Origin of the sequence: Amycolatopsis sp. NPDC051373, from assembly GCF_040689465.1 — a bacterium.
Lineage (GTDB): Bacteria > Actinomycetota > Actinomycetes > Mycobacteriales > Pseudonocardiaceae > Amycolatopsis.
The window spans coordinates 214,370-227,005 of record NZ_JBFBAE010000001.1 but is presented as its reverse complement, the minus strand read 5'-3'; the positions used below and the strand labels follow the sequence as shown (position 1 = coordinate 227,005).

The following is a 12,636-nucleotide window of genomic DNA, read 5'->3' as shown; positions in this document are numbered from 1 at the left end:
AGTGTCCTTACGGTAATTGGTGGAACAGTAAGTGAATGAGATTCGCGTTTCAAGCGTTGTTGTCGTACCGTAAGTCCGTGACCACCTCTCCGAACGGCTACGACCTCGCGACGAAGGACCTCGACCCGCCCTTCGCGATCGTCGACCTGGACGCGTTCGACGCGAACGCCGACGACCTCCTGCGTCGTGCCGCCGGCAAGCCGATCCGGGTGGTCAGCAAGTCGGTCCGGTGCCGCTACCTGCTGGAACGCGTGCTCGCGCGCGACGGCTTCGAGGGCCTGATGTGCTACTCGCTCGCCGAGGCCGTGTGGCACGTGGAGCAGGGCACCACGCGCGACATCGTCGTGGCCTACCCGACGGCCGACCACGAGGCCCTGCGCCGCCTCGCCGCGTCGGACGAAGCGCGCGCGGCCATCACGATCATGATGGATTCCACCGAGCACCTGAACCTCGTCGACGCCGCTCTCGGCCACGGCCACCCGGACATCCGCGTGTGCCTCGAGTTGGATGCGTCGTGGCGCCCGCTGCCAGGCGTCCACGTCGGCACGCGGCGCTCGCCGGTGTTCACCGTGAAACAAGCCGTGTCCTTCGCCCGCGAAATCGCCGCGCGGCCGGGCTTCGTGCTGAAAGGCCTGATGGCGTACGAAGGCCAGATCGCCGGCCTCGGCGACGCGGCCGGCAGCGGCGTGTCCAACTCCGTGATCGGCTGGATGCAGCGCCGCTCGGCCGCCGAGATCTCGCGCCGCCGCGGCGCCGTCGTCCGCGCAGTGCGCGACATCGCCGACCTCGAATTCGTCAACGGCGGCGGCACCGGCAGCATCGAAACTACCGGCGCGGAACCCGCCGTCACCGAAATCGCCGCCGGCTCAGGCCTCGTCGCCCCCACGCTCTTCGACGGCTACTCCCGCTTCCACCCGCGCCCCGCCGCGCTCTTCGCGCTGCCCGTCGTCCGCCGCCCGGCCCGCGACGTCGCCACCCTGTTCGCCGGCGGCTACATCGCCTCGGGCCCCGCGGGCGCCTCGCGCGTCCCCTCGCCCTACCTCCCGGCCGGTCTGAAACTCCTCGGCTTCGAAGGCGCCGGCGAGGTCCAAACCCCCGTCACCGGCCCCGCCGCCCGCGCCTTGCGGCTAGGCGACCGCGTCTGGCTGCGCCACGCCAAAGCCGGCGAACTCGCCGAACGCTTCGACGCCTACCACCTCCTGCGCGGCGACCAACTGGACCGCACGGTGCCGACTTACCGCGGGGAACACAAGAACTTCGGCTGAGGCACCACCACGACCTGGAACTCGCCCAGATCCTCGAGGCGCACGGGGTCGGGTGCGAGCGCGTCGAATCGAGGGCGCCGGGGCGGGTGGTGTACGAGGACCAAGGTGGGTCGCGCGGTGTGCCAGGCGCCTGGTGCGGCGGCGTGGTTCAAGGTCGGAGCGGAGGAGTTCGTCGCGCGGGTGCGGGGGTACCAACGGGGGACGCCCCGATCCCATTCTACCGGCGGGAAGTCGCCCGGAGACCTCAACGGCCGAGTTGTCCACAACGGACACAAGTTGTGGACAACTCCTGTGGACAAACCGAAAAGCTTGCGCCTCCCCCAGGGGGAGCAGGCACGCTGGTCTCTGTGGAAGACGATGAAGTTCTCTCGATCGGCGAGTTGGCCCGGCGGGCCAGATTGTCGGTCAAGGCGGTCCGCTACTACTCCGACGTCGGGTTGGTTCCCACGGCCGGCCGGGATTCGGCCGGGCGTCGGCGGTACAGCGCGGATGCCGTGGGGCGCCTCGGAGTGGTTCGGACCTTGCGGGCGCTCGGGGTCGGGTTGAAGACCATTCGAGCCGTCGTCGGGCGAGAAGCAAAGCTGAGCGACGTCGCGGCCGGCGAGGCTGAGGCGATCGAAGCGTGGATCAAGGTGCTCCAGGTGCGGCGCGCGGTTCTGCTGGCCGTCGCGCGCAATGGAGTTGGGTGGGAGGAGGTCGAGATGGTGCACGAACTGGCCGCGATGTCGGCACAAGAGCGGCGGAACCTGATCAAGAAGTTCCTCGAGGCGGTCTTCGGCGGGTTGGACGCGCGGCTGGCGGGCATCGAACGCACTCTCACGCCCGAGCTCCCCGACGATCCCACCCCCGAACAGGTCGACGCGTGGGTCGAACTCGGCGAGCTCACCCAAGACCCGGAGTTCCGCACCGCACTCCGCGACTTGGCCGCCGCACAGCCCCGCACCCCAACGCCGGTCCGAGACGTCATCGCCGAAGTCGCCGGAATCAACCTCGAAGCAGACCCCCAAGGACCAGACGGCGCCGAAGCCCTCCACCACATCGACCCGACCCCGGCAGACCTGGCCCGCATCAACCAAGCCAAAGACCCCCGCCGGGACCGCTACCTCCGGCTACTGGCCACCATCAACGGCTGGGCCACACCAACTCCGCTCAGCCCAGCCCTCGAGTGGTTTGAAAAAGCCACCCGCCATCACTCGCCGAACTTGCTCGCCAAGTAACCCTTCACCACGTGCTTCGCCTCCGCCACGATCCGCTCGTCGCCCTGCGGGTCACGCCGGAACGCCAGCTTCAGCAGCGCGTCCGCGGTCTCGTTGGCGATGGCGATGGCGAACCGGAGCTCATCCGCCGGCCGGTCGACCTGCACCCGCAGGATGTCCACCAGCGAATCGACGATCACGGAGTTGTTGTCGCGCTCCTCGTCGAGGAGCTGGACGTCGATGACGTCGCCGAAGTGGACCTTGGAGAAGCCCGGGACCTCGCGGTGCATCCGCAGGTAGATGTCCAGCACGGAGTCGACGATGTTCCACCAGTGCTCGGGATTGAGCTCCTTCAGCCGCTCGTTCACGGCGGCCACGAAGCGCTCGAGGTTGCGCTGCGTCAGCGCCTGGACGACGGCTCGTTTGTCGGGGAAGAACTGGTACAGCGAGCCCACCGCGACGTTCGCGCGTTTGGCGATCAGCGTGGTCGTCAACGCGTCGTAGCCGAGCTCGTCGATGAGCTGTGCGCTGGCGTCGAGCATCTGCTCCACGCGCTTGGCGCTGCGCTGCTGCACGGGCTTGCGCCGCAGCGGAGTGGTCTCCGCCTGGGTCTCCGACACTGTCGTTCCTCGGTCTTTCTCGCTGTTCTTGCGCTCCCCGTTCCGCCGGCAGCGGCGGAACCACTCGTCTGATCTGGGACTTTAGCGCCCTTGCGGGCTTCCCCCTGGACGAGTGACGACCTAGCATATGAGAACTTTTCACGTTCACCCGACCGGGTGGCCGGATGAGAAAGGTGTGTTCCGCCGGTGGACTATCCGACCTTCCCGCCTGAATTCCTGTGGGGTGTCTCGACCTCGGCGTTCCAGATCGAAGGCGCCACGGCCGAAGCCGGCCGTGGACCGTCCATCTGGGACACCTTCACCGCGACCGACGGCAAGATCGCCCGCGGTGAGGACGCCAAGGTAGCGGCGGACCACTACCACCGCTACTCCGAAGACATCGCCCTGATGGCGGAACTCGGTGTGGGCGCCTACCGGATGTCCATCGCCTGGCCGCGCATCCAGGCCACCGGCACCGGCAAGCCGAACGCCGAAGGCCTCGCCTTCTACGACAAGCTCATCGACGACGTGTGCGCCGCCGGCATCGCGCCCGCCGTCACCCTGTACCACTGGGACACGCCCCAAGCGCTCGAAGACGCGGGCGGCTGGCTCAACCGCGACACCGCGCACCACTTCGCCGAGTACGCCGCCATCCTCGGCGAGCGCTTCGCCGACCGGGTGAAGCTGTGGATCCCGCTCAACGAGCCCATGGTCATGTCGATCTACGGCTACGGCATCGGCGAATACGCGCCCGGCCAGTTCCTCCTGCTCGACGCGCTCCCGACCGCCCACCACCAGAACCTCGCCCACGGCCTCGCCACCCAGGCGCTGCGGGCCACGGGCGCCGAGAGCATCGGCACGGCCAACAACCACTCGCCCATCTGGCCCGCCGACGAAGACGAGGAAACCGAAGCCGCCAAGACCTGGCTCGACGCCCTCCTCAACCGCACGTTCGCCGATCCGGTCCTGCTCGGCACCTACCCCGAGCAGATCCACCCGCACCTTCCCGAGGGCTTCGAAAAAGATCTGCCCACCATTCACCAGCCGCTCGACTTCTACGGCGTCAACTACTACGAGCCCCAGGGCGTCGCGGCACCCGGCGAGGGGAATCCCCTTCCGTTCGAGCTGCGCCCGGTCGAGGGTTACCCGGTGACCACCAACGACTCGCCGATCGTGCCCCAGGGCCTGCGCGAGCTGCTGGTTTCGTTCCAGGACCGCTACCGCGAGCACCTCCCACCCGTGTACATCACGGAAAACGGTTGCAGCTTCGCCGACGCACCCGATGAACACGGCCAGGTTCACGACCCCGAACGCATCGACTTCCTCGACGGCCACCTCCAGGCCCTGCGCGAGGCGATGAACGCCGGCGTCGACGTGCGCGGCTACTTCGTCTGGTCCCTGCTCGACAACTTCGAATGGTCCAAGGGCTACGCACCCCGCTTCGGGCTCGTGCACGTGGACTACGAGACTCAGCGCCGCACACCGAAGGACTCCTTCGCCTGGTACCGAAAGCTGGTCCGCCATGAGTGACACGACCACCAACCGGCTTCCGGAAGCGCTCGCCGAACCGCTCACGCGGGTGCGGCGGGGCTGGATGAGCCTGCTGTTCTTCGCGAACATCGCGATGTGGCTCGGCATCTACGCGCCGATCCAGGTCCTCCTGCCGCAGCAGGCCGAGCTGCTCGACGCCGCGAACAAGGAGACCGTGTTCGGCGTGGTCACGGGCGTCGGCGCGGCGGTGGCGCTCATCGCGAACCCGCTGGTCGGCCTCCTGTCCGACCGCACGGTCTCGCGCTTCGGCCGCCGCCACCCGTGGACCGTCCTGGGTGCGGTCCTCGGTGCGGCCGGGCTGCTGGTGCTGGCCGAGGCACCCAACGTCGTCGTGATGACCATCGGCTGGTGCCTCGTGCAGGCCGGGCTCAACGGCATGCTCGGCGCCACGCTCATCTGCGGCGTCGCCGACCGCGTGCCGGTCGGTCAGCGTGCGCAGGTCGGTGGCCTGATCGGCATCGCGCAGATGCTCGGCACGGTGCTCGGCGCCGTGGTGGTCGTGGTGATGCTCGACGTGGCCGGCCTGCCGCTGGGGTACGCGGTGTGCGCGGTGATCGTGCTCGGCGGGGCCGGCGCGTTCGTGTTCCGCACGCCCGACGCGCGCCTGCCCCGGGAGTTCCGGCCCAGCACGCGGTTCCGACGGTTCCTCAAGGACCTCTGGGTGTCGCCGCGCAAGCACCCGGACTTCGCGTGGGCCTGGGGTTGCCACTTCATGATCAACCTGGGCAACGCGTTCGGCACGCTTTTCCTGCTGTTCTTCCTCAAGGACTCCGTGCACTACGCCGACCCGGAAGACGGTCTGCTCATCATGATGGGCCTCTACGGCGTGGCGCTGGTGATCGGCGCCGTGCTGGCCGGGCACTTCTCCGACAAGTCGGGTCGCCGCAAGCCGTACGTCCTGGCGTCCTCGGCCGTGATGGCGATCGCCGCGCTGCTGCTGGTGGTGTGGCAGACGTGGCCGGCGGCGCTGATCGCGTCGCCGCTGCTGGGCATCGGGTTCGGCGTGTACATGGCCGTGGCGCTGGCGATGCTCACGCAGGTGCTGCCGGTCGCGCAGAACCGGGCGAAGGACCTCGGCGTGGTGAACATCGCCGGTTCGCTGCCTCAGGTCGTGGCACCGCTGCTGACGACGCTGATCCTCAAGTTCCTCGGCGGCTACCCGGCACTTTTCGGGGCAGCGGCGCTGGCGACGGTCCTCGCGGGTGTGCTCGTCACGCGAGTGAAAGCCGTCCGGTGATCAGCCCGGTGATCGGAGTGGTAATCGGGCAAACCCGATAACTCCGGGAAGTGGAACCGCGGGCCGGTGCCGGTCGGGGGAGGGGAGTGCAACGGCACCGGCCCGCGGAGTTTGTGGTCGTAGCCAGGGAGTTGGCCCCGCTGCGATGATCTTCAACCTAGCGGCGGATTTCGCCGTCCGCTAGAGCCTGCGGTGATAATTTTCGATTAATCGCGGTGGGGGCTGGGGCACCGGGGCTGGTTCGCCTCGCTCGGGGGGACGGACGAACCAGTCCACGGCCACGGCGAGAGTGCCGGTGCCGGTCCGACCGGGGCAGTCGGGTCCGGCGCTCGCTCGCCTGCTCGGGATCAGGCCGTGACGGCCCGGGGGTTCACCAGCGCGTGGCGGCCGGTGGTTTCGGCGGGCGTCGCGCGCCGCGCCTGGTTCGGGACGCGGCGACGGCTCGCGTTGCCCTCGTCCTGCGTGCGGGCCTGCGGGGCGAGGCCGCCGGCGACGAGGTGCTCGTGCGCCACCTGCCACACCGAGCACGGCGCCTTGCAGCGGTGCCACCGGGTGGAGCACGTGGGGCAGTCGCCGCGCTCGTCGGGCTCGTGGGCCTGCAGCATCGCCCGCCAGCCTTCGGTCAGGCGCGGCAGTTCGGAGCGGGCCACCGAGACGAGCGACTGTGCGTCGGCTCGCGTCGCCAGGTCGGACAGCATGTCGAGGCGTTCCCAGACCGCGTTGCGGAGGACCTGCCCGAGTACCTGATCCATGGAGAGCTCACCGTTACCTTTCCGCCATTTTGGCGGCTTCGTTGAGAGCGGCCCTGAGCTGGCCGAGCTGACCGGATGTCAGGCGAGCGGTCTCACCGGGAGGCGAAACGACGACGACCTGGTCGTTTTCCACGAACACCGTCACCGCGCGCTCGCGGCTGATGAGGTCGCCGCACTGCACGCGCCACACCAGCTGTCCGCCTTCGTAGTGACGGACACCCGCGGTGCGGGGGTCGGCCACGGCGGAGGGGGTGACCGGCCGGGTCGCGGTCGCGATTCCCGGCACGCCCGGGGCGGGCCGCAAGGGCCGCATCGCGGTCCCGGCATGTCCTCCTGCGAGCGAGTCAACGAACTCCACTGGCCCTCCACCGCTCTCTCGTCCCGTGTGCACCTTGCGAGATGCACATCCGCGTCGTCGCCGGTCTCCCGGTCTTCGTCGCTCTCCGTGATCGCTACCGGTGTCCGGGCGGTGACGGAGATCTGACAACTACAGTGAAGTGAAATCGGGTGCGATAGAAGGTCGAAACCGCGTCATAGCGGTGACCGGGCGAGGTTCCACGGTAAGCGGTCAGTGGAGTTCGGCCGGGCCGATCAGACACACTGTCTGCTCGTTTCACATGCTTCTCGAGGTGTGCTTAGTCTGCTTCCGACGCCCAACGGACGGTGAGGGGTCGTTATGGACGCCAGTGCTGGCGACAGTGTTTCCGGTGGTACCGATGCCCGTCAGGGCAGCCCGGTTCCGCCCGATGCCTGGGAACAGCCGGAGATGCGCTCGGCGCTGGCGGCCCGGGAGGTCAGCGCGGTGTATCGCCTGTTGCGCAAGCACGGTGTCTCGCAGCGCCAGATCGCCGCGATGACCGGCCAGTCGCAGTCCGAGGTGTCGGAGATCCTCAAGGGACGCCAGGTCATGGCGTACGACGTGCTCACGAGAATCGCCGACGGCCTGGGTGTCCCCCGTGGATACATGGGTCTCGCGTACGACGAGACCACGGCGATACGGGTCGTCGGTTCGTCCGACGGCCGGCAGGCTGAGGAGGACGAGTCCGTGAAGCGACGGAGGTTCCTCGCGCACGCCGCCCAGGTCACGATGGGTGCGGCGGTGTTCGGTTCGGAATCCGGGACGTGGTCGGCGGCGCCGGCGCGCACGCCCGCTCCCGGGCGCATCGGGACGACCGACGTCCGCCAGGTCGAGGCGGCGACGAGGGCGCTGCGCGCGCTCGACTACCAGTACGGCGGCGGGTTCTGTCGCGACGCCGTGGTGGCGCAGCTGTCCTGGGGCCAGCAGATGCTCGAGGCCACCGCGACCGAGGTGGTGAAGCAGCGCCTGTTCGTGGCGCTCGCCGACCTGCACAGCCTCGCCGGCTGGACCTCGTTCGACACCGGCCTGATGGACTCCGCCCGTGGCCACTTCGCCAACGCGCTGGACCTGGCCAAACAGGGTGACAGCCACCCGCTCGTCGCCAACGTCCTTTACCGCATGGGCCGCGTCTACCTGCACAACGACGCCCCCAACGACGCGCTGAAGCTCTTCCAGCTCGGCCAGATCGCCGCGCAGGAGTCGGGTTCCGAGCTCGCCGTCGCGGTGCTCTGCGCCAACGAGGCCTGGGCCTACGCGATGATGGGCAACGAGGACCAGGCCACCAAGCTGCTCGGCCGCAGCAAGGACGAGTTCGCGCGCGCCGACCTCGTCAACGCCGAGTCGTGGGTGAAGTTCTTCAACGAGACCGACGTCTACGCGATGACCGGCACCGTCCACACCGTGCTGGCGCAGAAGAACCCCGAGCACACCAAGTACGCGATTCCCGCCCTGACCAGGGCCGTCGACTCCTACACCGACGACATGGCGCGCAGCAAGACGTTCATGCTCAGCGCGCTGGCCACCAACCACCTGCTCGACGGCGACCTCGACCACGGCGCCAAGGTGGGCGGCAAGGCCCTCGACTACGCCGAGAGCATCAAGTCGGAGCGCATCAAGGACCGCCTGCGCCCGTTGCAGGTGGAGGCCGAGCGTCGGCGCAACAACGGTGACGCCCGTGACCTCGCCGACCGGCTCAAGATCTTCTACGCCGCCTGACGTCGCCGAGAGCGCCGGTGGAGCCACCGGTCTCCCGGTGGACGGCCGGTTCACGCCCGCGAAGCTGCGCGAAGCGCTGACCGAAACGTGCGCGCTGCTGGGCCTGGACCCGGCCGGCGCGCGGCTGCTGCGGTTCACCAACAACGCGGTGTACGCGCTGGCCACGGCCCCGGTCGTGGTCCGGATCGTCGGCTCCACGCGGCTTCGCCACCGCGTCGGCACGGTCGTGTGCGTCGCCGAGCACTTCGCGCGCCACGACATCCCCGCGATTCGCCTGCTGGAAGGCATCGGCCAGCCCATGCACGCCGGGGCGCACCTGGTCACGGCGTGGCACGAGGTCCCGTCCGTCGGCCCCCCGGCCACACCCGCCGACCTGGCCGGGCTGCTGCGCCGCGTCCACGCGCTGCCGCCGCCCGCCGGGCTCGCCGAGTGGGCGCCGTTCGACGCGGTGCGCGCCCGCGTGTCCGACGCCGAGGAGCTCGCCGACGACGACCGGCGGTTCCTGCTGGAGCGCTGCGCCGAGGTCGAGGCGCAGCTGGCCGAGCTGGACTTCCCGCTGGCCAGGGGCTTCGTCCACGGCGACGCGTACCCGGGCAACCTGATCCCCGGCCCCGACGGACCGGTGCTGTGCGACTTCGACTCCTCCTGCGTCGGCCCGCCTGAATGGGACCTCACGCCGCTGGCCGTCGGCCGTGAGCGGTTCGGGGACCCGCCGGACCGCTACCTGGAGTTTTCCCGGGCGTACGGCTTCGACGTCACGGCCTGGTCCGGCTTCGCCGTGCTGCGGGCCGTACGCGAGCTGAAGCTCACCACCAGCGTGCTGCCGATCCTGCGCAGCCACCCGCAGGTGCGCCCCGAGCTGCGTCGCCGCCTCGACGACCTCCGCCAGGGCCGCACGGCCGCCGGCTGGGCGCGCTACCGCTGATCGGGACGAGTGGCCCGCGCCACATTCATGAGCTGCTGCACGTGCATTCGACGCCTGAAGAGGACCACTCGTCGCTTCCCCGAAGATCGCCCGCAGGGTCTCCGCGCGAGTAGAAAATTCGGTCCGGCCGATCGCCTCTAACGGAGGACTGCTACTCCCGTGGTGCAACTTGCAGCTACGTGCGGTGAGAACGAGCCGGTAACGGGCTCGGAAACACTCGGATTTCGAGCAAGTCGGCTTCAGGAAACGGCGACCGGCGCCCGCGTCAGCACGACCGCGAAGCCGAACGCCAGCCCCATCACCGTGAGCTCGAGCGTCGCCCACGACGCGATCGCCGTGCGGTTGTGGCGCACGATCTGCGGCATCAGCCGCCAGCGCAGGTTGGCCGCGAGCAAGGCGATCGCCCCGGTGCACGCGATCTTCAGCAGCACCAGCTGCCCGTACGGAGTGGTGAACACGCCCGCCCAGAAGCTGATGGTGGGGTTGGCCAGGATCTCGACGGCGCCGTTGAACACACCGGTCACCGCGGAGACGGCCAGGCACAGTGTCGCCAGCTTGGAGAACCGTGGCAGCGCGTGGGCCAGCAGCGTGCGGTTCGTCGCGAGCAGCACGATCATCGCGCCGAGGCCGCCGCACCAGGCGACGGCGCTCATCACGTGCAGCTCCATCGAGATCATCGTGTAGTCGTGCCACGACGAGTTCGACGCGTGGCCGGTCACCGGCAGCGGCAGCAGCGCGAACATGCCCACGCCCACGCGCACCTCGGCGGGCACCTTCTCGCCCTGGCGCAGCGCGAGGAACCCGAGCCCGGCGTGCAGCAGCGCCAGCACCGCGACGATCACGAGCGCCTTGCCCGCGCCGACTTCGGCGATGTACGCGCCGATGTCGCTCGCGGTCAGCGTGTCCTTGCCCGGCTTGTACTCCGCCGTCTGCAGGATCAGCGCGACCACGGAGCCGGCCGACCAGATCAGCGCGGCGGCGACGGCGGCCGGTCGGGCCCGCGCCATGATCGGCTCGGTGAGCTTCGGCCGGTCGTAGCCGACCATCACCGAAAGCAGGCCCAGCCCGATCGTGGCGACCGCGGCCAGGTCCATCAGCACGCGCACGATCGGGATGGCGGCCGAGACCACCTCGCTGGGCTCCACCACACCCGGGATGGGCGCCGACGCCGTGAGCGCGACGCCGATCAGCGCGCCCAGCAGGCCCGCCGTGACCACGCACAGCAGCGTGGACCAGCGGACCGCGGAGGTGATCTCGGCTCTGGTCACTGCTTCGTCTTCTCCTGGCTCGGCTCACGCCCGGTGCGCAGCGCGACGGTGAGCCCGATCGCGAGCAGCACCACCGCGCCGGCGATCCAGACCCAGATCGGGATGCCGGTCGAGCCGGAGGTCGAAGACGTCGCCGACGTACCGGCGGCCGGTGCCCCGGAGGCCTTGGCCGCGTCGACCTTCGCCGGCGTGCCGGTGCCCGCCTTGGTGAGCGTGAACGGGATCTCGCCCGACACCGGGTGCCCGTCGGCCGACAGGATCCGGTAGCCGACCGTGTACTTACCCGCCGGGCCGAGTGGCCGAAGCGTTGCGCTGATCACGTTGTTCTCCACGGTCACCGGGCCTTCGGCCCACTGGTTCCCGTCGGGTCCGGTCACCGCGATCTGGTTCACGTCAGCGTTCTGCACGTACTGGTCGAACGTGAGCGTGACCTTCGCCGGACCGGTCGCCACCGACGCGTTGTCGGCCGGGTCGGAGCTGATCAGCACGTTGTGCGCCAGCGCCGGGGTGGCCGTGCCCAGCAGGGCCACCCCGGCGATCGCCAGCGCGAGGAGCGCTTTCCGCATTTACTTGCTTCCTCCGGTGTTGCCGGTGCGGCGGGAGCGCAGGATCGCGCCGCCGCCGATGCCGAGCCCGAGTGCGCCGACGATCAGGCCGGCGCCGCCGAGCCAGCGGGCCGTGGTGTCCTCCGACGCGGGTGCCGAGGCCTCGGAGTCGCTGGTGCTGGCCGTCATGCTCGCGTGGTCGCCGTCCGCGGTCTTGGCGGCGAGCTTGACGGTGGGCGCGGGGTGCTCCGGCTCCTCACCGCCCGGCGTCGCCGTCTGGTCCCACGACACCACTTTGCCCGCCTCGTAGGTCTGGATGGCGGGGAACTCGAGCTGGTCCACGTTCGCGGGCAGCGGGCCCGCGCTGACCTCGAACTCCTGGAACTGGTTCTGCCCGATCTTGGTGCCGGTGTCGGCGGTCCAGACGACCTTGGTGACCGCTTCGGTGATCTTCGTGCCCGACGCGGTGGTCACCGGCTGGGGGAGCGACGACTTGGTGACCTGCGCGGTCCAGCCGGGGATCGGCTTGGTGCTCACGCTGCCGATGCCGTACTCGGGCTTGATGTCCACCTCGAGCTTGATGGTGCCGAGCTTCGCGTCCTCGTTGGGAACGCGGAAGAAGATGGCGCCGTATCCGCCCTTGGTCGCCGGGGCGCCGTAGACGTTGGCGGTGACGTGGGCCGACGCGATGCCGGCGCCGAGCAGGCCGGTGATGCCGACGGTGGCGGCGAGAACGCCGGCGCGCTTGAAGACGTGATGGGACACAACTGCTCCTGAACAGGGGTGATCCGGTGGAGCTCTTTCGGGGACTCCACCGGTGAGGGAAAGGGAAATCTGGGTTGAGGACAGGGCGGGTGGCCCGCGCCGGCCGCGGACGCGCCGCAGCTCGACGTCGAGGATCGCCACGGACCGGGTGGGTCGCGGCGGAAGGGTCACCGCCGCGCCGGCGGGCACGGGCAGTGGCGGCGTGAGGCGCGGCAGGACCGCTCGCACCACGTGCAGCACGGCGAGCAGCAACGCGTCGGCCCGTGCCAGCAGCAGCGCGGTGATCAGGGTGGCCACGGCGTGCGTGGCGGTCATCGTCCAGCCGCTCGCCCAGCCCGCGACCGGTTGGCCGTCGTGGTGCGCGAGCGTGGTGAGCACGAGGTGCATCACGAGCTGGCCGGCCCCGAGCACGGCGACGGTCGCGAGGCGGCCGCGGGCCTTGTCCGCGAACGCGGTGGC

12 protein-coding genes are annotated in these 12,636 nt (G+C 69.8%); 6 read left to right on the top strand and 6 right to left on the bottom strand.

Annotated features, from left to right (window positions below; genetic code table 11):
• Positions 1-77: 77 nt before the first annotated feature.
• Together AB0383_RS01150 and AB0383_RS01145 are read left to right on the top strand one after the other, a co-directional pair.
• A complete protein-coding gene (locus AB0383_RS01150) occupies positions 78-1,265 on the top strand; it encodes an amino acid deaminase/aldolase (RefSeq protein WP_366184360.1) in 1,188 nt (395 codons plus the stop codon).
• Positions 1,266-1,543: 278 nt separating this feature from the next.
• Positions 1,544-2,482: a MerR family transcriptional regulator gene (locus AB0383_RS01145; RefSeq protein ID WP_366184358.1), complete on the top strand. Its 939-nt coding sequence runs from the start codon at positions 1,544-1,546 to the stop codon at positions 2,480-2,482.
• Here the strand turns inward: AB0383_RS01145 and AB0383_RS01140 are convergent.
• Positions 2,455-3,081, bottom strand: a complete 627-nt coding sequence (locus tag AB0383_RS01140) for a TetR family transcriptional regulator (RefSeq protein ID WP_220245489.1) — start codon at positions 3,079-3,081, stop codon at positions 2,455-2,457. The genes AB0383_RS01145 and AB0383_RS01140 overlap by 28 nt on opposite strands.
• Before the next feature lie 186 nt (positions 3,082-3,267).
• On the opposite strand from AB0383_RS01140, the gene AB0383_RS01135 reads away from it, so the two are divergent.
• Both AB0383_RS01135 and AB0383_RS01130 read left to right on the top strand, forming a co-directional pair.
• Positions 3,268-4,590, top strand: coding sequence for a GH1 family beta-glucosidase (locus tag AB0383_RS01135; RefSeq protein ID WP_366184356.1), 1,323 nt, complete (start codon positions 3,268-3,270; stop codon positions 4,588-4,590).
• Positions 4,583-5,848, top strand: coding sequence for an MFS transporter (locus AB0383_RS01130; protein ID WP_366184354.1), 1,266 nt, complete (start codon positions 4,583-4,585; stop codon positions 5,846-5,848). The genes AB0383_RS01135 and AB0383_RS01130 overlap by 8 nt, the downstream gene beginning before the upstream one ends.
• 347 nt (positions 5,849-6,195) lie before the next feature.
• Here AB0383_RS01130 and AB0383_RS01125 read toward each other — a convergent pair whose 3' ends face one another.
• Positions 6,196-6,600, bottom strand: coding sequence for a hypothetical protein (locus tag AB0383_RS01125; protein WP_366184352.1), 405 nt, complete (start codon positions 6,598-6,600; stop codon positions 6,196-6,198).
• 13 nt (positions 6,601-6,613) lie between these two features.
• Positions 6,614-6,958 (bottom strand): hypothetical protein, encoded by a 345-nt coding sequence (locus AB0383_RS01120; RefSeq protein ID WP_220245493.1) that lies wholly within the window; start codon positions 6,956-6,958, stop codon positions 6,614-6,616.
• A gap of 318 nt (positions 6,959-7,276) precedes the next feature.
• Between AB0383_RS01120 and AB0383_RS01115 the strand changes: the two genes are divergently transcribed.
• Both AB0383_RS01115 and AB0383_RS01110 read left to right on the top strand, forming a co-directional pair.
• On the top strand, positions 7,277-8,674 hold the full coding sequence (locus tag AB0383_RS01115; protein ID WP_366184350.1) for a helix-turn-helix transcriptional regulator: 1,398 nt from the start codon (positions 7,277-7,279) through the stop codon (positions 8,672-8,674).
• A gap of 37 nt (positions 8,675-8,711) precedes the next feature.
• Positions 8,712-9,599 carry an aminoglycoside phosphotransferase family protein gene (locus tag AB0383_RS01110; RefSeq protein WP_366184871.1) on the top strand — a complete coding sequence of 296 codons (888 nt, stop codon included), beginning with the start codon at positions 8,712-8,714 and terminating at the stop codon, positions 9,597-9,599.
• 239 nt (positions 9,600-9,838) lie between these two features.
• Here the strand turns inward: AB0383_RS01110 and AB0383_RS01105 are convergent, their stop codons facing one another.
• Genes AB0383_RS01105 through AB0383_RS01095 form a run of 3 tightly spaced genes read right to left on the bottom strand, consistent with a single transcriptional unit; the run spans position 9,839 to position 12,177 of the window.
• The gene (locus AB0383_RS01105) at positions 9,839-10,867 is read right to left on the bottom strand and encodes a CopD family protein (protein WP_366184348.1); all 1,029 of its coding nucleotides are present in this window, start codon (positions 10,865-10,867) and stop codon (positions 9,839-9,841) included.
• Positions 10,864-11,433 carry a copper resistance CopC family protein gene (locus AB0383_RS01100; protein WP_366184346.1) on the bottom strand — a complete coding sequence of 190 codons (570 nt, stop codon included), beginning with the start codon at positions 11,431-11,433 and terminating at the stop codon, positions 10,864-10,866. The genes AB0383_RS01105 and AB0383_RS01100 overlap by 4 nt, the downstream gene beginning before the upstream one ends.
• The gene (locus tag AB0383_RS01095) at positions 11,434-12,177 is read right to left on the bottom strand and encodes a YcnI family protein (protein ID WP_366184869.1); all 744 of its coding nucleotides are present in this window, start codon (positions 12,175-12,177) and stop codon (positions 11,434-11,436) included.
• Positions 12,178-12,636 lie beyond the last annotated feature (459 nt).

Bases quoted from the DNA above. Each gene is read 5' to 3' on its own strand.
- AB0383_RS01130 (WP_366184354.1), top strand. From the start codon at position 4,583: ATGAGTGACACGACCACCAACCGGCTTCCGGAAGCGCTCGCCGAACCG.
- AB0383_RS01100 (WP_366184346.1), bottom strand. From the start codon at position 11,433: ATGCGGAAAGCGCTCCTCGCGCTGGCGATCGCCGGGGTGGCCCTGCTG.
- AB0383_RS01115 (WP_366184350.1), top strand. From the start codon at position 7,277: ATGGACGCCAGTGCTGGCGACAGTGTTTCCGGTGGTACCGATGCCCGT.
- AB0383_RS01125 (WP_366184352.1), bottom strand. From the start codon at position 6,600: ATGGATCAGGTACTCGGGCAGGTCCTCCGCAACGCGGTCTGGGAACGC.